Here is an 18,305-nt window from a genome sequence, read left to right as displayed (position 1 = left end):
ACCAAAGGAGCTCTTTACATCACTTGTTGCTGGCCACCACCGCATCCGGTTGCCAGCCACCACCCAACGCCTTGTAGATCGCCACAATGCCGCGATACAGATCCACTTCGGCCTGGGCCTGGGAGTCCTCTGCGGCCAGGCGTTCGCGCTGGGCGTCGAGCAGTACCAGGAAGTCCACGGTGCCTTCGCGGTAGCGGATCGCGGCGAGGTCGGCGGCGGCGCGGCTGGATTCGCTTTGGCGGATCAGCGAGACCAGGCGTTGCTGACGCTTGCCGTAATCGCTGAAGGCGTTCTCGGACTCTTCCAGGGCCAGCAGCACTTGCTGTTCGTAGGTTGCCAGGGCGCCGTCGGCCTCGGCATTCGCACCGCGCAAACGCGCACGCACACTGCCCAGGTCAAACGCGGCCCAGGTAATGCTCGGGCCCAGGGACCAGGCATTCGCTGCAGCCGAGCCGATCTGCGAACCACGCCCGGCGGTAAAGCCGAGGAAGCCGCTGAGGCTGACCCGTGGGAACAGGTCGGCCTTGGCCACGCCGATACGCGCGGTGGCGGCGGCCAGTTTGCGTTCGGCGCTGAGAATGTCCGGGCGCCGTTGCAGCAATTGCCCCGGGTCGCCAATCGGCAGCGCCTTGGCAATCGCCGGCAGGTCTTTGGGGCTCAGGTCCACGCTCAGCTTGTCGGGGCGCTGGCCGAGGAGGGTGGCGATGCGATTGCGTTCGCGCACTTGTTCGGCCTGTAGTTGCGGCACGCTGGCTTCCACCGCCGCCAGGCGCGCATCGGCACGCTCCACGTCGAGCTGATCACCGACGCCGGCATCACGCAGGCTGACGGTGATAGTGCGCGATTCCTGCTGGTTCTTCAGGTTGTCCAGGGCGATGCGTTCACGCAGTTGCGCCCCGCGCAGTTGGCCATAGGCATCCACCAGTTCGGCGATCATGGTGACTTGCAGTTGGTACAGATCGGCTTCGGCCACCTGTTGGTCAGCGTCGCTGGCTTCCAGGTTGCGGCGGATGCGCCCGAACAAATCCACTTCCCAGGCCATGTCCAGGCCCAGGTCGTAGCGCTCGCTGTTGACACGCTTGGTGGTCTGGCCGGGGATCTGGCCCTTGCCCACATCGCTGCTGGCGCGGGAGGTGACCACTGGCATGATGTCGTTGGCCGCGTCATCACGGATAGCCCGTGCCGCCCGCAGGCGGGCAAAGGCTACGCGCAGGTCGCGGTTACCGCTCAGCGACTGGGTTACCAGTTGGTTGAGCGTCGGGTCTTCGAACTGCTGCCACCAGATGCCTTCGTATTTGGCATGGTCGTAGCTTTTGCTGTCGGCGGCGGCCGTGATGTTGGCCGCCTCCAGTTGCTGGGTCTTGTAGTCCGGGCCTACGGCACAGGCGGCGAGCGCCAGTACCAGCAAGTTCGGCAGGAATACTTTCACACTCATTGCTGTGTCTCCAGCTTCAAGGCCTTGGCCGCTTTGCGCGCTTGCTGGCGCTCAACATAGCGACGGATCAGTACGTAGAACACTGGCGTCAGCAACAGACCGAAGAAGGTCACACCGATCATCCCGGAGAACACCGCCACACCCATGGCATGGCGCATCTCGGCACCCGCACCGCTGGACAATACCAACGGCACCACACCCATGATGAACGCGAACGAGGTCATCAGGATCGGCCGCAGACGCAGGCGGCAGGCTTCCAGTACCGCAGCCAGCGGGTCGAGGCCCTCCGCTTGTTTATCCTTGGCGAACTCGACGATCAGAATCGCGTTCTTGCAGGCCAGGCCCACCAGTACGATCAGGCCAATCTGGGTGAAGATGTTGTTGTCGCCGCCCGAGATGATCACCCCGGTAATGGCCGACAGCAGCGTCATCGGGACAATCAGGATCACCGCCAGCGGCAGGCTCCAGCTTTCGTATTGGGCGGCCAGTACCAGGAACGCCAGCAGCACGCAGAGCGGGAACACGAACAGCGCGGTATTGCCCGAGAGGATTTGCTGATAGGTCAGGTCAGTCCACTCATAAGTCATGCCGTTGGGCAGTTCATCCTTCAACAGCTTTTCAATCGCAGCCTGGGCCTGGCCAGAGCTGTAGCCCGGTGCGGCGTTGCCGTTGATTTCAGCGGTGATAAAGCCGTTGTAGTGCATCACGCGGTCCGGGCCCGAGGTGTCGCTGACCTTGATAAAGGTCGCCAAGGGGATCATCTCGCCTTTGTTGTTACGCACTTTCAGCTGGCCGATCTGGTCGGAGTCCTGACGGAACTGCTGCTCGGCCTGCACGTTGACCTGGTAGGTACGCCCGAAGCGGTTGAAGTCGTTGGCATACAACGAGCCCAAGTAGACCTGCAGCGTATCGAAGATGTCGCTGATCGCCACGCCGTGGGTCTTGGCCTTTTCGCGGTCGATGGCGGCGTCGACTTGCGGCACGTTCACTGTGTAGCTGGTGAACAGGCCGAACAGTTCAGGCACGCTGTGACTTTTGGCAATCACGTTCTGGACTTCTTTGTACAGCTCGTCATAGCCGAGGTTGCCACGGTCTTCGATCTGCAGGCGGAACCCGCCGATGGTGCCCAGGCCTTGTACCGGCGGAGGCGGGAAGATCGCCATGTAGGCTTCTTCAATGTTGGCGTATTGGCCGTTCAGTGCACCGGCAATTGCACCGGCGGACATGCTCGCGTCTTTACGCTCATCAAAGGGCTTCAAGGTCACGAACACGATGCCGCTGTTCGGGCTGTTGGTGAAGCCGTTGATCGACAGGCCGGGGAAGGCAATCGCAGCTTCCACGCCGGGTTGTTTAAGGGCGATCTCCGACATGCGCTTCATTACGTTTTCGGTGCGGTCCAGGCTCGCGGCGTCGGGCAGTTGGGCGAAGGCCACCAGGTATTGCTTGTCCTGGGCCGGTACGAAACCGGTCGGGGTGTGAGCAAACCCGAAGAATGTCAGCACCATCAGGCCGGCGTATACGAACAGGGCAATACCACTGCCGCGAATCACTCGGCGTACGGTACCCACGTAGCCATGGCTGGCCTTTTCGAAAAAGCGGTTGAAGGGACGGAACAGCCAGCCACCGAAGAGTTTGTCGAGGAACTTCGAGAAGCGATCCTTCGGCGCATCGTGACCGCGCAGCAACACGGCGGCCAGGGCAGGGGACAGCGTCAGTGAGTTAAACGCCGAGATCACGGTCGAGATCGCAATGGTCAAGGCGAACTGCTTGTAGAACTGCCCGGTCAAGCCACTGATAAAGGCGGCCGGGATAAACACCGCACACAGCACCAGCGCGGTGGCGATGATCGGACCGGTGACCTCACTCATGGCTTTTTCGGTAGCCGGGAACGGTTCCAGGCCCAGCTCGATATTACGTTCGACGTTCTCCACCACCACGATGGCGTCGTCCACCACGATACCGATGGCCAGTACCAGGCCGAACAATGACAGGGCATTGAGCGAGAACCCGAACAGGTGCATCACCGCAAATGTACCGATCAAGGACACCGGCACCGCCACCAATGGAATGATCGAGGCGCGCCAGGTCTGCAGGAACAGGATCACCACCAGCACCACGAGGATCAGTGCTTCGAACAGGGTGTGTACCACCGCTTCGATAGAGCCGCGTACAAAGATGGTCGGGTCATAGGCGATGCGGTAATCCATCCCCGCCGGAAAGCTCTTTTTAAGCTCGGCCATCTTGCTGCGCACATCATTGGAGATGTCGATGGCATTGGAGCCGGGACGCTGGAAAATCGGAATCGCAACGGCGGGCTGGTTATCGATCAACGAGCGCAGCGCGTATTGGCTGGAGCCCAGCTCGACCCGGGCGATGTCTTTGAGGCGCGTGATTTCACCGTTGGCGCCGGCACGAATCACGATGTTCTCGAACTCTTCCTCGGTGACCAGGCGGCCTTGGGTATTGACCGACAACTGGAAGCTGGTGTCACTCGGCGCAGGCTGGGCGCCCAGGGCACCGGCAGCCACCTGGCGGTTCTGCTCGCGGATCGCCGTGACCACATCGGTGGCGGTCAGGTTGCGCGAGGCGGTCTTGTTCGGATCCAGCCATACGCGCAGGGAGTAGTCACCCATGCCGAACAGCTGCACGTCGCCGACGCCACCCAAACGGGCCAGTTCGTCCTTGATGTTGAGGATCGCGTAGTTGGACAGGTACAGCATGTCGTAACGCTGATCCGGGGAGGTCAAGTGCACCACCATGGTCAGGTCGGGAGAAGCCTTGTCCACGGTGATACCGATGCGTGTCACTTCCTCAGGCAGCTTTGGCTGAGTCCGCGTCACACGGTTTTGCACTTGCACCTGCGCGTTGTCCAGGTCGGTGCCCAGGGCGAAGGTGATAGTCAGGGTCAGTTTGCCGTCGGCGGTGGACTGCGAGGACATGTACAGCATGTTCTCGACACCCGTGATGGCCTGCTCCAGCGGTGCGGCCACGGTTTCGCCGATGACTTTGGGGTTGGCGCCCGGGAAGTTGGCGCGTACCACCACAGTCGGCGGCACCACTTCCGGGTATTCGCTGATCGGCAGTTGGAACAGCGAGATTGCACCCGCGATCAGGATCAACAGCGACAGCACCGCTGCGAAGATCGGCCGCGAAATGAAGAACTTGGAAAAATTCATCTTGAGTCGTATCCCTTAACCGCGTGGAGTCGCAGTGCTGGCGAGCTTGGGCGCAGTCGTTTCCGGCGCCACTTGCTCCAGGTTGCTGGCTTCAAGCGCTTGTCGTTGTTGGGCCAAGGCGGCGAGGGTTTCCTTGCTGGCCATCGGAATGGTTTCCGGCGCGACCGGTGAGCCGGGGCGCACACGCTGCAGGCCCTTGACGATCACGGTGTCGTCCTTGGTCAGGCCGCTGCGTACGATGCGCAAGCCTTCGATCTTGGGCCCCAATTCCACCGCGCGGTAAGCCGGCTTGTCGCCTTCCATCACCAACACGAATTTCTTGCCCAGGTCGGTACCGACGGCTTCATCGTTGATCAGCACGGCGGAATAGGTGCCGCTGCCGACCAGCTTCAAGCGCGCATACAGGCCAGGGGTGTATTCGCCCTTGCTGTTGTCAAACACCGCACGGCCACGGATGGTGCCGGTGGACGGGTTGACCTGGTTGTCGACGAAGTTCATCTGGCCCAGGTGCGGGTTGCCGGTTTCGTTGGACAGGCCCAGATACACCGGGGTAGTGGCGCCGCGACGGCCTTCACGGGCCAGTTCGGTGTACTTGAGGAACACACGCTCGTCGGCGTCGAAGTAGGCGTAGACCTTGTCGGTGGACACCACACTGGTCAGCGCAGTGGTGTCGGCGGTCACCAGGTTGCCGGCCGTGATTTCGGCACGGCTGACGCGGCCGCTGATCGGCGAAGTGACACGGGTAAAGCTCAAGTTCAGGCGGGCCAGGTCCAACTGCGCCTGGATCCCGGCCATGGCGGCGCGGGCCTCCTGGGCGGCGGTGGTGCGCGAGTCGGCCAGTTCGGCGGAGATCGCATTGCTCTGGCGCAGGCGTTCGCCGCGTTGCGCTTCGTTTTCACTGCGGGTGGCGGCGGCTTTCGTCTGTGCAAGCTGGGCTTCCAGACGGCGCACTTCGGCCTGGAACGGGCGCGGGTCGATCTGGAACAGCAGGTCGCCTTTCTTGACCAAAGCGCCTTCAGTAAAAGCGACTTGGTCAATCTGGCCGGACACCCGAGGACGAATCTGCACGGTTTCCGGGGCTTCCAGCCGTCCGGTAAATTCGTCCCACTCGTTGACCGGCTGTTCCAGTACCTTGGCCACGCTGACCTTGGCTGGGGGCATGGCGGCCGCTTGTTCGGGAGACTTGCCGCACGCGCTCATCACCACCACGGCCAGAATCGCCAGGGGGAAGCGCAAAAGTTTGAGTGACTGTTCCATGAGGTGCATCCGCCAATGTATTTGAGATGGGCGGATCATGCGCGGCGGGGTGCTATGTCACGAATCGAATGAAGCAAAGGTAACTATCATTCGGAATGATATAAGCGCGCACTTAGCCCTCTAGCATGGGGGTTTCGTTAGGGAGCTATCAATAGGAGTGATGACAAAAGACTGTTGCAGATGCTGCATGGATAGGTATCGGTGGGCAGGTGTGTTGCTCAATCAATCAGAGGCCACTGAGCACCACATGGCGCAGATGTCAACCGGGAAGTCTGACAGTAGTTTGATTAACGGTGTTTGAGTAGGGTGATATTCATGCACTCAGGGCTATTGCAATGGCAAACGTAGACTAATCAATCAGCTCAGGAAGGTCGCCATGAAAAACACCAAATCCAGCGAATTTTCCGTCGCAATGAAGAATCCAAAAGCCAGCCCTGTTTATTTTAATTTCATGTTTGCTCCTCCCTTTCCAATGGTTGAGGAATATTGGAAAGCGTTAGCGTTCCATTACTATGAGTCGGACGATGGCTTTCTCATTCTTCGTGGGAGCCTTCATGAAGAGGAGACCGGTCGATTTGAGTTGCTCACCCTCAAGATGCCGGGACTTATAGAAGATGGCGACCATGACGTGAGCAGGGATGAAGCAGGTATCACCGCTACTTTTGCTTTACCGTCGCTCATCAAGGCGGACAGCGGGAAACTAAAAATAAAAAGATTCAAAGAGAGTGAGAAAGATACCATCAAGGCTCAGTTTTACCTGACATTTGAATATGACAGTGTGGTCTACGATGTCGCTGGCCTAGCTTTAGTTCATGAAACGGCTGCTAGTTAGAATCACGGCGCTTCAAACGCTTCACCCAGAAAATCGATCAAGGCGCGCACCGACGGCATCAGCCCGCGCCGGGATGGAAATACCGCCGTGATAACGCCTTGCACGGGCTGCCACTCAGGCAGCAAGACAACCAGGCGCCCCTCGGCGACATCCTCCTTGACCACCACCCACGGCAGGTTGGCGATGCCTACTCCCGCCAGTGTCGCGTTTTTCAAAGTCGGCACATCATCGCTGACCAGGCGCGGCGTGTGCTGGATCTGCGTCGTCGCACCATCCTGGCCGGTCAGCTCCCACACGTACTGAATCATCAGGTTGCCCCAGTGCACGGTGGGCAGCCCGGCAAGGTCGGCGGGTTGCGAGGGCAGGGCATAGTCCTGCAAAAAAGCCGCGCTCGCCACCAGCACCTGAGTACTTTTACCGAGCAGTTTCATCACCAGTTCACTGCTTTCCAGGGGCGGGAAACACAGGCTCAAGGCAAGGTCATAGCCCTCGGCAATCACATCGACCTTACGGTTGAAGCTCTTCACATTCAGTTCGACATTACCGCATTGCGCCATGAATTGAGCCAGCATCGGCGCCACCCAATAGTTGAGCAGCGCGGTGGTGCAACTCAGGCGAATCAAGCCGCGTGGTTCTGATTTGTTGAAGGCCACCACATCTTCTGCCGACTCGGCCTCGGCAATCATCGCCACACAATGTCGATAATAAGCCTGGCCGATATCGGTAACCTGGAACTGGCGCGTCGAACGCTGTATCAACCGCGCCCCAAGCCTTGCCTCAAGCTGACCGACTCTGCGACTCAGGGTCGATTTGGGCAGGTTCAACGCTCGGCCCGCCGCAGCAAAGCCGCCGTGCTCGACCACCTTGGCGTAAAGGAAGAGTTCGTTCAGGTCGAACATGGGCAGTGTTCCATTTTTGAGATGCCCCAGCTTAATCCAACTCAGGCCCTACGTTGAGCGAATGTCAGCGCTTTCATCCGCGCGTCAGTTCAGTGTACGGCTGACCTCACGCAGGCGCGCATCGCTCAGGTTGCCGGTGGACGCCAACAGGTGCAACTGGGCCATTAGAATGGCATAGCGTTGTTGGGCCAGGCGCTGTTGGGTATCGGTGACTTTCTGTTGGGCATCCAGTACGTCGGTGTTGATGCGGGAACCGGCTTCGAAGCCGTGGGTCACGGCGGCGAGGTTGATCTGGCTGGAGTTCAAGGCCTGCTTGAGTGCCTGATATTGGCTCATGCCGTTAGTGACTTGCAGGTAGGCCTGACGTGCCTTCATCCCGGCGTTGCGGCGTGCATCTTCGACTTCGTCCGCTGCCTTGCTTTGCAGTGCATGGGCTTCGCGCACGCGACTGCTGGTGCGGCCACCGCTGTAGAGCGGAACGCTCAGTTTGACCCCGACCACGGTCTGGTTGTAGCGATTTTCCGGTAATGTCACATCGTATACATCACCGCCGACAGAGGCGAAGCGGCCATGGGCGGCGATCAGATCAAGGGTGGGTAAATGGCCGGCCCGTTCCTTGTCGATGTCCATTTCGGCCAGGCGCTGGGCAATCTGCGCCGCCTGTACGGCGAGGTTGCCCTGTTGCGCGGTCGTGGCCCAATCATCGATGGCAGCGGGCACCGGGGCACTGAACTGCGGCTCTTTGCCTGACCACGGCCCCGCCTGTGCGGCAGTCAATTGGGTGAGTGTTTCGTTGGCGATGTCCAATGCACCACGGGCGGCAATCTGTTCGGCGAATGCCTGGTCGTATTTGGCCTGAACCTGCGCGAGCGCGTTAGCGGTGGTGGCCCCGTCGGCCAGCAGGCGCTGGCTGCGCGTCTGGCTCTCGCGCAGGGTTTGTAGCTGTTGTGTGCGGGTGTTCAACAGTTCCTGATTGAGCAGCACGTCGAAATAAGCGCGGGCAACGCGCAGCATCAGCGCTTGGCGCGCCTGTTCAGTGTGCAGTTCACTGGCGCTGATCAACAGTTTGCTTTGGTCGTGGGCGATCACATTCTGCCAACGCAGCAGCGGCTGTGTGAGGACCACCGCGTAGGCGTTGGTGTTATTGCGATTGCGATGATAATCGGAAGAGTCCTCGGCATCGACCCAGGCCGCGCCGCCGGTGACAGACAGGTCTGGCAGCAGGTTGGCACGGCTTTGCGGTTCCTTTTCTGCCGTGGCCAATTGCTGGGCCTGTGCGGCGGCGAACTGCATGTCGTGGGTCAGTGCCTTCTGGTACAGGTGGTACAAGTCATTTGCCGATACCTGGGTGGGCGCGCAGGCGAGTGCCAGCCAATACAGAGGCATGAGCAGGGGGGCGGTGTTGAGATGCAGGCCTGGAATACGCAAGGGGTGTGCTCCACTGAAAGATTTATCGACTGATGTGGCTTCTGCGCATCATCAGCACCATGGGAATACCAATGGCCATTACCGCTCCCAAGGTGCCGAACAGCATGCTGAACGCCAGCATTTGCCCTTGTTCGCGCGCTTGCATGTAGGGCATCAGCGCCAGGGCTTGTTGATGGCTCGCCAGGCCCAGGGAAAGAAACAGCGGGTCGGTTTCCACGCCTCCCCAGCCGCTGGCAACCAGACTCGATTCGGTGACATGTTCGGAAAGCAGGCGGTAGCGTTCCCACGAGAACCGTGTGAGCAGGGTGGCTGCGATGGCGATACCCACGCTGCCCCCCAACTGGCGCATCAGGTTGAGTACGCCCGAAGCACCGGAGATCAATGTCAGCGGCAGGCGGCGCATCGCCAGGTTGGTCAGCGGCACAAAGATCATGCCCAGGCCCAGGCCGCGGATCACCAAGGGCCAGTACAGCGAGTCGGGGTTGCTGTCGAGGGTGAACTGGGTGTGCAGGAACATCGCATAGCAGTACATGACAATGCCCAGGGTGACGAACACACGCTCGTCGATCTTGTTTTCCTGGGACAGCTTGCCGATCACCAAGGTGCTGATGGCGCTGGCCACCGCCCCGGGGAAAATCACCAACCCGCTCTGGTAAGCGCTCTGCGCCAGCAGGGTCTGCAAGAACAGCGGCACCATGAACAACGTGCTGTACAGCCCGAAGCCCACGCAAAACGCGCAGATGCAACCCATCAGGAACTCGCGGTTCTGGAACAGTGCGACGTTGACGATCGGGTTGGCCACACGCCGCTCCCACCAGAAGAAGCCCACCAGGCTGAAGCTGCTGAGCAACAGGCAGGCCACGGTCCAGTTGGACGCCATCCAGTCCCAGTGCTCGCCGCGCTCCAGCAGGATCTGCAGGCTGCCGACGCCCAGGGCCAGCAAGCAGAAGCCGCTGTAGTCGACGCTGGAAGGTTTTTGTTCGTTGGGCGAGTCGTTGATGCACAGCCAGCACAGCAACAAGGCCACGGCCCCGATCGGCAAGTTGATCAAGAAGATCCAGTGCCACGACAAGGTGTCGATCAGGTAGCCGCCGACGGTCGGGCCGAGGGTCGGCCCCATCATCACGCCCACGCCGTACAGCGCCATGCCGCTGCTGACCTTTTCCTTGGGGAACACGTCGTAGATGATGGCTTGGGATATCCCCAGCAAACCGCCGCCCGCCAGGCCTTGCAGCACCCGGAACGCGACCAGTTGCCAGAGTTCGGCAGACATCGCGCAACCCAACGATGCCAGTACGAACAGCGCGGTAGAGACCAGGTAGTAAGTACGCCGGCCGAACCACGCCGATAGCCAGCCACTGACCGGAAGAATCACCACGTTGGCCACCACATAACCGGTGGAGACCCAGGAGATTTCATCCACCGATGCACCGTAAGTGCCCATCAGGCTGGGAATCGCGACGTTGACGATGGTGACATCTAGCAACTCCATCATCGAGACCAGCGTGACGGTAAACGCAATCAGGTAGGGCGACCTCATAGCGTCTGGCCGGTGTCGTCAGGTGCGGCCACTTCGACGAACGCGCTCATGCCCGGGCTCAACAGCGACTTGTAGTCATCCGGGACATCATTGAGCGCGATGCGTACCTGCACGCGCTGCACCACTTTGGTGAAGTTTCCCGTGGCATTCTCCTGGGGCAGCAACGAGAACTTCGCCCCGGTGGCCGGTGCCAGGCTTTCGACGACGCCGTCGAAGGCGTGCCCGGGGAAGGCGTCCACCGTAACTCGGGCATTCTGGCCGACGCGCACGCGGCCTACCTGGGTCTCCTTGAAGTTGGCGGTAATCCACAGCGGTTCGGTGGCGATCAGGCTCATGAGCTTTTGGCCGGCGACCACAAACTGGCCAGGCTCCACTTCTTTTTTCGAGACAATGCTGCGCATCGGCGCGGTCTGGCGGGTGTCGTTGAGCTGGATCCTGGATTGTTCCAGCTCCGCTTGCGCGGCCGCGATCCGATAGTCCTGCACCTTGAGTTCGGCCTTGTTGGCCAAGGTACTTTGAGCGGCGGCCTGGGCGTTGCTGCGCGCTACCCCCTGGGCGTGGCTGAGGGCGTCGAAACGCGCCTTGGCCACTTCCAGGTCCTGGGTGCTCAGCACGCCTTGGGCGCCGAGGCGACGGGCACGCTGGTAGTCGTTGCGCGCTTGCTCAAGGTTGGCGCTCGCTTGAGCCAGGGCCGCTTGCGCGGCCTCACGCATGGCCACCGCACCGAGCACCTGGCTGTCCAACGCCCCCGGCACGCCTGCGCGCCCGGCGGCGGCGAGCAGCGCTTGCCACTGTGCTTCGCGCTGCTGCAGCTGGTAGCGGTATTCGCTGTCGCGGATCTGAAACAGCAGGTCGCCGCTTTGTACCGTGACGTTGTCCACCACCGGCACACTGATCACCACGCCCGAGAGCTTGGCCCGTACCGGGATGATCACCCCGTCGAGTTCGGCGTTGTCGGTACTCACGTAGGTGCTGGAATACTGCCAGCGCTGCCAGCCCAGTATCAGCAACCCGCCGACCACGACGCCGCACAGCGTCAGTTTTATCAACTTGCCTTTGGTCATGTGGTACTCCCTGTCGATGCGCGTTGAGGTCAAGCAGGCTCAGAAACGGCGTGGACCTCCCGCATAGGGCGAGCCCCAGTGGGCTGGGCCTTGTCCAGCAGGAACTGATGCACGCCATTCCACAGGTCAATCCGTGAGTTGATCGCGGTCTTGGCGCTCTCGATCATGTGCAGGTGTTGCGCGGGGCTGGTGACGATTTCGGCGATGATGCGTTTGGCCGCCGGGCCATGATCGTCACCATCCATCTCGATGTGGCGCTTCAAGTAATACGTGAGCATCGGTACCTCGTTTTCGCTGACCGACCATTGCGACAGCAGGCGGCCAAACATGTCGGGGATGATGTCTTCACGCCCGAAGAAGAAGTACGCCAGGACCGCTTCGGTGCTGCCGTGTTGCGCAACATCGAGGGTCTGGCACATGAACACTTTGGCGGCCGTTGGAATCTCCGGGTTGTTGAGCGCCGTAGCCAGAGGCACCTTGGCCTGGATAGCGGCCAGGAAGCGGCGGAATACGCTGCTGTCGGCGCCGATTTCATCCATGGCCGCGAGGTACAGGTCCAGGTGGCTGATAAAACCGCCCTCGGGATGCTCGTCGGTCTCTTCCCCGACCACGATTTCGTTGATCAGGCGGGCGGCGGTGATGTGTACCGGCGGTACCCAGGGCAACTCCACGCAGGTGAGGTCGCGCTGGATACGCTTGAGCAAGGTCATGAAGTCCCAGACGGCGAACACGTGAAATTCCATCAGGGTGCGCACGTCTTCTACGGTGCGGATATTGGCGAACAAGGGGTGACCGAACAGCTGCTCGCGCTCGGTTTCAATGTGGCTATCGATATCAAAAGGCATGCGTGCTCCTGCGGCCTGAAGGGTCAGGCTCAAAATCCAGCGGAAATTAAGGGTGTGTGTCGTTGACCGTGTTTGTACGGTAGGGGTGGCGCCCGGTGGCATACCGGAAAGACCGCACGAAGTGCTTTTCCAGCAGGAATTGCCGGTCTTCGTACCACCCCGCGTCCAGCAGTTGACGGTGTACCTTGGGCAGTCGCCAGCAAGGCACCGCGGGGTAAAAATGATGTTCCAGGTGAAAGTTCGAACCTGCGTGCAGCCAGGTGTTGAGGCGCGAAGTGCGTGAACGCGCTGGCGGCAAGTGCGGGCCTGCGTCGAAAGCATGTTCCTGATAGGCATTGACCGCCGACAGCATGAACGCCACCGCCAGGCTCAAGGAAAACCCCAGCAGCAACCCGTCGATGAGCCATATGGCCAGCCCATAAAGGCTGAGCCATACGACTTGGCAGGCGATATTGCAGCGCGCCAGCCGTTGCACCTGCACCGAACTCAATGGCAGCGCCGAGGGATTGCCCAATGGCCCGAACGCCAGGCGCCAGGTGGTCTGCAGATAACGCAGGGTGGCGATCAAGCGCGACAGGGTGATGCGGCTTGCCAGTGTGTGGTAACGCGAAAAGAGCTGGTAGTCCGGGTCCTTCGTGCTGTTGCTGTAACGGTGGTGTTGCCAATGGTCTACGAAGTAACCGGTCACACAGAACCCCGGCAGCAGCGAACTGGTGGCAATGCCCAGGTAGCAACTGCGCATGGGGTTCGCACTCAGGTTGAAGTGGAAACCTTCATGCCCAAGGATCGCTTGCAGAAATAACCCGTATCCCGCCAATACCACCAACGGCAAACACACCAGCGTCCACAGGGTGGAAGCTGTGGTCGCCACCCACACAAACAGTGCCAGTGGCAAAAGGTAAAGGCTCAAGGCATAGGCGATGATCAGCAAGGACTCCCTCGGCCGGGCCTTGAACAAGGCGCGGTCGAGGCGGACCTGGGGCTTGGGGTGCAGGTGGCTGGCCATTGGCGACGGCTTACTCGATCAGTTCAGGGTTGAGCACCAGGTGGCCGCCGCGCGTGAGCGTGCGCAGGCGCATGGCGATAAAGCCATCCACCACGCTCGGCGCGCTGCGTGCGGTATACATGGCCAGCGTGCCCATGAACGTCAGCCCCCGGTTGCGCAGGCCATTTTTCTGGCAGGCACGTACCAGGCCGTTCGCGGCGGCATCCAGCTTTTCTTCGAGGGACAGCAGGGTCTTGTCACCCCACTTGAAGGTCACCAGGCGTTTGACCGACAGGCCAACACGCTGCGCGGGCAAGTGGATCGCCGTGTCGATGAACCCCGGGTACACCGTGACCACGTCAAGTTCCCCGCGATACTGCATACGCAGCACATCCGAATAAGCGCTCAGCGCACGTTTGCTCGCAGCATAGGCGGCCACGTAGGGCGCATTCACCAGCGCGAACAGTGAGGACACGTTGACCACTTTGCCGCGCTTTCGCAGCAACCCCGGCAGGAACCCCGAAGTCAGTTGCCAAGGCGCGAACAGGTTGACATCCACCGCGCGGGTCACCTCATCGGTGACGCCGGTTTCGCCGCGTTCCAGCGTCAGGGTGCCGGCGTTATTGACCAGAATGTCGATGTCGCCGAAATCGGTGCTGATAGCGCTGATCACGTTGGCCACGGCGTGGCGGTCGCACAGGTCGACTTGATAAAACGCGTCCAGCAGACCGCTGTCTTGCGGTGCGAGGATGTCGAGGCCAATCACGGTGGCGCCCAGTTGCTTGAGTTTGCAGGCCGCTGCGAAACCCAGGCCGCGCGCGGTACCGGTGATAACAATGGTTTTTCCGAGCAGGTTCATGAGTGCGCTCCGGTCATGCTGAAGGTTGATGCGGACAAGTAGGTGTCAAGGTTGGTCGCCATCGAGATCCTGGCCGGTGGATGAAATTGCAAACCGCGGCAGGCCATCAACCCGTTGGAGCTCAGGTTGCTGGTGATGAACGCCATCCCGCCCAACATGGCGTGAGCCTGGTCGGAGAGCTGGGCAAGGCGTTGCTCGATGCCGTAACGCACCAGCAGCAGACGGGCCAGCACGTTAGGCAAGTCCTGTGGGTTGCGCTCGATATCCAGGGCCGCACCTTCCAGCGCGCTGATCGCCAACTGCAGGTCGGCTGCCAGGTCCACGCGGTGATGCGCGGTCCAGCGGGCGGCGTCTGTGACCGACTCGATCAGGCCGGCGCAGGCACCCACATAGGATGCGCAAATCAGCAGTTCGAACCAGATAAAACCTACGGTTTGCACGTCGCCCAGCTGGTGGGTGTAACCGGCGGAAAACACCATGCGCTCGGGCACCAGCACTTCGTTGAGGCGTACTTCGATGCTTTCAGCGCCGGCCAGGGCGCTGTTCTGCCAGAAGGGGTTGCGGCTGATGCCCGGCGCAGTGGCCGGAATCAATGCGACCATCAGCTCTTCGCCGCCAGGGGTTTGGCGGATATAGCTGGCGGTGAGCAAGTCCATCGACTGTCCGAGGCAGCAGGGCTTCTTGCTGCCGCTGAGTAACACCCCCTCTGGGGTGTGCACCGCTTGCATGGCCGAGTCGAGAATGCCCGCTCCGCTGGTGCCCTCGGCAAACCCCGAAGACAGCAACAAGCGTTTTTGCGCGACGGCAGCCAGCAACAGGCCTTCGGCGCCGCCACCGTTCTGCGTGAGTGCCAATAAGCTCGCCACGGAAAACTGGTGCATGGTGCTGGCCACCGCCAGCGAGGGCGAGCGGGCCCCCAGGGCGATCTGCACATGCACCGCATCAAGGATATTCGCGCCCAGCCCGCCGGCTTCGCGGTTGACCAGCAACCCCACCGGGCCATGTTGCTTGAACAGGGCGATGATCTCGCTCTGTGGCGCCTCACGCTGGGCCGGAGGAATGGCCGCCAGGCGCTCGTCAAAACCAGGGGCGTAGCGTTGAAGCAGATCGCGTGAGCGATTCAGTAACGACAGTGACATGGTTCAGGCCTTCAAGTAGCTCGCCGGAAACAGGCCGGTGATGATCGAGTGAATGTTGTCCCGGATGGCTTGTTTGGCCACAGGGTCGAGCATGTCCGCGAGCATCGGCAGGCCCAGGTCGAAGCGCGATTTGAAGGAGATGATCGCGTCCTTGCCGTCCGGCAAGACGTGCCAGGTTCCGGAGAAGTGATCGACGTCGCCGGCCATTTGCTCGAAATGAATTTCCCGGGTGTCGGCATTGAAGGTGTCACGCTCCTGCCACTTGAGAATGCCGCTGTGGAAGTTGACCTCCCAGGACGTAAACGACACCTGGTCGCTGACCTTGTTGATGCTGATATTGCGCACCGACTCGCAGAGCTCGACGTAATTGCTGAAATCGCTGATCACCGCAAATACTTCATCAGCGCAGGCATGGGGAATATGGGCCTGCACGTTGACTTCTTGCATGGGGGAAAACTCCATTTAAAGGGATGGCATGGAAGTGGTCAGCGCCTGGGCGAAGCCGTCGATCAACCAGTTGCAATCCTGGGCCGTCAGCAATGGCGACGGCGTGAGCCTTATCACGCGATGATCATTGAGCGAGTGGCACACAATGATGCGTTGCTCGATCAGGGCCATGACCATATTGGCGGCGATTGAGGCCTCGGCGAACTCAAAGCCCAACAGCAAACCTGCACTGCGCAGCTGCACACGTTCGGCCCAACCTCTTTGTTGCAACAGCGCGCTGAAGCGGGCGTGCAGGTCCTGGCCCAGTAGCCGGGCACGCGCGACCAGGTCTTCTTGCACCATCACTTGCAGCGTGGCCTGCACGGCCGCCATGGCCAGCGGGTTGGCGCCGAAGGTCGAGGTGTGGACCGTAGGGTTGCGATTGAACGGCGCATAGATCGTGGCGCTGGCGACCATGGCGCTCACCGGTACGCAACCGCCGGACAGGCTTTTACCTACCAGCATGATGTCGGGCACCACCTGTTCCTGGTCACAGCCCCACCAATAGCCGGTGCGGCCCAGGCCAGATTGGATCTCGTCGATAATCAGCACGGCGCCATACTGATTGCACAGCTCGCGCACACGCCTGAGGTAACCCGATGGCGGCAGAATTACCCCGGCTTCGGCCTGGATCGGTTCTAGGATCACGCAGGCCTTGTCCGGCGATGCGCGTAGTTGCTGCTCAAGTGCGACGCTGTCGCCAAACGGCACGAATTCGCTGTCGCTGAGCAACCCACTGAAGGGTTCTCGGTAGCTCTCGCGGCCGGTGACGGCGAGGGCACCGAGGGTCTTGCCGTGGAACCCCCCGAAGGTCGACAGCGTACGGCGGCAACCGTTGAGGCGCGCAAGTTTCAAGCCGGCTTCGGTGGCCTCGGCGCCTGAATTGCAAAAGAACACATAGTCCAGGTCACCCGGGCACAGTGCCGCCAGAGCGTGGGCAGCAAAGGCCTGTTGCGGGTTGAGCAACAACTTGCTCGCCAAAGCGTTTTGCTGCAGTTGCCGGGTAACCGCTTCCACGACGACCGGGTGGCCATGGCCGAGGAAAAACACGCCATAGCCGCCTGCATCCAGGTATTGACGGCCTTGCTCGTCGTAGATGTAGACGCCACGGCTGGATTGCTCGATCGGCAGGTTCATCAGCGAAGCGAGGCGTGCGTAGCCCGAGTTGACGTGTTGGCGCAGGTATTGGTCGACCTGTGCGGCGTCGAGGGTGGGGTCGATGACTGTCGGGTTCATGCCACGCTCACTTCTGTGTTCGGTGTCACCGGCTGCTTGAGCATGCGCGTCAGTGCCCCCAGCTTGGGTGCCAGGTGGTTGAGCGACAGCAGCAACTCGCGGCCAACATCACGCTGGCTGAACGCCGGCTCACCGAGTAACTGCGGCAATGAAGTGGGCAGTGGCGTGCGCAGGCAGGCATAGCGGCACAACTGGGTGGCACGGGTCAGGGCAGCCTGGATATTGCCGCTCAGCGCCGGCAGAAATACCGGGCGGATCAACCGTTCGTAAATATCCGGCGCCATGCAGCGTGGCCGTGTGAAGGGTTGCCTCTGGGCTTCCATGGATTGGCACATCAGGTCCAGCAGCCCCGTCAGATCCAGAGCCTGTGGGCCGCTGGTGAGAAAGTAGTCGTCGCCGATCAAACGCTGGTGCAGCGCGTTGGCAATCGCTCGGGCCGCGACGTCACGGGCGATCAGGTCGACATAGCCAGCAGGCGGGCAGGGTACGATGGGCAGTACGCCAGACATCATCAGCCCCATGGTCATATGGAAACCCTGAAAGTTGGGCATATGCCCGGTGCTGGCGTCACCGATAATGATGGACGGACGAAAGATCGACACATCGATGCCAGCCGAGCGCACCAGGGTTTCTGCCTGGCGCTTGGCAACTTCGTATGGCGTTTCCGCTTGCACGCCTTCGTAATAGTCGCAAGGGTGGGTAAAGGCGGTGCTGATGTGATACAGCGGCACCTTGGCTTGCTGCACGAAGGCCACGACGTTTTCGGTGCCGAGGTAGTTCACCGAGAAGATCTGATCGATATCACCGTCCAGGCGCGTCACCGCCGCGGCGTGGATCACCCAGTCGACACGCTCAACCAGCGCCGCATAAACGTCGCTGGCCAAGCCCAGGTCAGCGCTGCAAATATCACCCTTGAGCACTTCCACTCGGGGATCGCGGATACGGCTTTTGCGCGCTAGGCAGACCAGGTGAAAGTCCTCTGCCAGGCAGTCGATCAGTGACTCACCGAGCACCCCTGAGCCTCCAGTGAGAAGGACGGTTAGTTTTTGCTGTGCTGACATGTAGGGCGCTTCCTGCGGACTCATCGAAAGAATTCATGGTGCGTTTCGCCGAATTGCAGGCAC

15 protein-coding genes are annotated in these 18,305 nt (G+C 60.9%); 1 reads left to right on the top strand and 14 read right to left on the bottom strand.

All coding sequences use genetic code 11. The features are described from left to right. Positions 1-19: 19 nt before the first annotated feature. Genes PSEBG33_RS12865 through mexE form a run of 3 tightly spaced genes read right to left on the bottom strand, consistent with a single transcriptional unit; the run spans position 20 to position 5,868 of the window. A complete protein-coding gene (locus tag PSEBG33_RS12865; RefSeq protein WP_005788493.1) occupies positions 20-1,435 on the bottom strand; it encodes an efflux transporter outer membrane subunit in 1,416 nt (471 codons plus the stop codon). Then, positions 1,432-4,611: an efflux RND transporter permease subunit gene (locus tag PSEBG33_RS12870; RefSeq protein WP_005788492.1), complete on the bottom strand. Its 3,180-nt coding sequence runs from the start codon at positions 4,609-4,611 to the stop codon at positions 1,432-1,434. The genes PSEBG33_RS12865 and PSEBG33_RS12870 overlap by 4 nt, the downstream gene beginning before the upstream one ends. A gap of 15 nt (positions 4,612-4,626) precedes the next feature. Continuing rightward, positions 4,627-5,868 carry a multidrug efflux RND transporter periplasmic adaptor subunit MexE gene (gene mexE / locus PSEBG33_RS12875; protein ID WP_005788491.1) on the bottom strand — a complete coding sequence of 414 codons (1,242 nt, stop codon included), beginning with the start codon at positions 5,866-5,868 and terminating at the stop codon, positions 4,627-4,629. A 376-nt stretch (positions 5,869-6,244) separates the two neighbouring features. On the opposite strand from mexE, the gene PSEBG33_RS27405 reads away from it, so the two are divergent. Continuing rightward, positions 6,245-6,700, top strand: a complete 456-nt coding sequence (locus PSEBG33_RS27405) for a hypothetical protein (RefSeq protein ID WP_032803562.1) — start codon at positions 6,245-6,247, stop codon at positions 6,698-6,700. A 2-nt stretch (positions 6,701-6,702) separates the two neighbouring features. Here PSEBG33_RS27405 and PSEBG33_RS12880 read toward each other — a convergent pair whose 3' ends face one another. The 11 genes from PSEBG33_RS12880 to PSEBG33_RS12930 form a co-directional block, all read right to left on the bottom strand. Next, entirely contained in the window at positions 6,703-7,599 is an 897-nt protein-coding gene (locus tag PSEBG33_RS12880) for a LysR substrate-binding domain-containing protein (RefSeq protein WP_005788490.1), read from the bottom strand. A gap of 84 nt (positions 7,600-7,683) precedes the next feature. Next, positions 7,684-9,027 (bottom strand): TolC family outer membrane protein, encoded by a 1,344-nt coding sequence (locus PSEBG33_RS12885; protein WP_005788489.1) that lies wholly within the window; start codon positions 9,025-9,027, stop codon positions 7,684-7,686. A gap of 22 nt (positions 9,028-9,049) precedes the next feature. Then, positions 9,050-10,567, bottom strand: coding sequence for a DHA2 family efflux MFS transporter permease subunit (locus PSEBG33_RS12890; RefSeq protein WP_005788488.1), 1,518 nt, complete (start codon positions 10,565-10,567; stop codon positions 9,050-9,052). Next, complete coding sequence (locus tag PSEBG33_RS12895) at positions 10,564-11,631, bottom strand: HlyD family secretion protein (RefSeq protein ID WP_005788487.1); 1,068 nt, start codon at positions 11,629-11,631, stop codon at positions 10,564-10,566. The genes PSEBG33_RS12890 and PSEBG33_RS12895 overlap by 4 nt, the downstream gene beginning before the upstream one ends. A 29-nt stretch (positions 11,632-11,660) precedes the next feature. Beyond that, positions 11,661-12,476, bottom strand: coding sequence for a DUF3050 domain-containing protein (locus PSEBG33_RS12900; protein ID WP_005788486.1), 816 nt, complete (start codon positions 12,474-12,476; stop codon positions 11,661-11,663). Positions 12,477-12,522: 46 nt separating this feature from the next. Beyond that, positions 12,523-13,482, bottom strand: a complete 960-nt coding sequence (locus PSEBG33_RS12905; RefSeq protein WP_005788485.1) for a fatty acid desaturase family protein — start codon at positions 13,480-13,482, stop codon at positions 12,523-12,525. A gap of 10 nt (positions 13,483-13,492) precedes the next feature. Further along, the gene (locus PSEBG33_RS12910; RefSeq protein ID WP_005788484.1) at positions 13,493-14,320 is read right to left on the bottom strand and encodes an SDR family NAD(P)-dependent oxidoreductase; all 828 of its coding nucleotides are present in this window, start codon (positions 14,318-14,320) and stop codon (positions 13,493-13,495) included. Next, positions 14,317-15,459 (bottom strand): acyl-CoA dehydrogenase family protein, encoded by a 1,143-nt coding sequence (locus tag PSEBG33_RS12915; protein ID WP_005788483.1) that lies wholly within the window; start codon positions 15,457-15,459, stop codon positions 14,317-14,319. The genes PSEBG33_RS12910 and PSEBG33_RS12915 overlap by 4 nt, the downstream gene beginning before the upstream one ends. A 3-nt stretch (positions 15,460-15,462) precedes the next feature. Further along, positions 15,463-15,906 (bottom strand): type II toxin-antitoxin system RatA family toxin, encoded by a 444-nt coding sequence (locus PSEBG33_RS12920; protein WP_005788482.1) that lies wholly within the window; start codon positions 15,904-15,906, stop codon positions 15,463-15,465. 15 nt (positions 15,907-15,921) lie between these two features. Then, on the bottom strand, positions 15,922-17,181 hold the full coding sequence (locus PSEBG33_RS12925) for an aspartate aminotransferase family protein (RefSeq protein ID WP_005788481.1): 1,260 nt from the start codon (positions 17,179-17,181) through the stop codon (positions 15,922-15,924). After that, entirely contained in the window at positions 17,178-18,242 is a 1,065-nt protein-coding gene (locus PSEBG33_RS12930; protein WP_087945285.1) for an SDR family oxidoreductase, read from the bottom strand. Before PSEBG33_RS12930 ends, PSEBG33_RS12925 begins: the two co-directional genes overlap by 4 nt. Positions 18,243-18,305 lie beyond the last annotated feature (63 nt).

The sequence above is a fragment of the Pseudomonas synxantha BG33R genome (assembly GCF_000263715.2).
Classification (GTDB): domain Bacteria; phylum Pseudomonadota; class Gammaproteobacteria; order Pseudomonadales; family Pseudomonadaceae; genus Aquipseudomonas; species Aquipseudomonas synxantha_A.
This window is presented reverse-complemented; position numbering and strand designations above follow the sequence as displayed.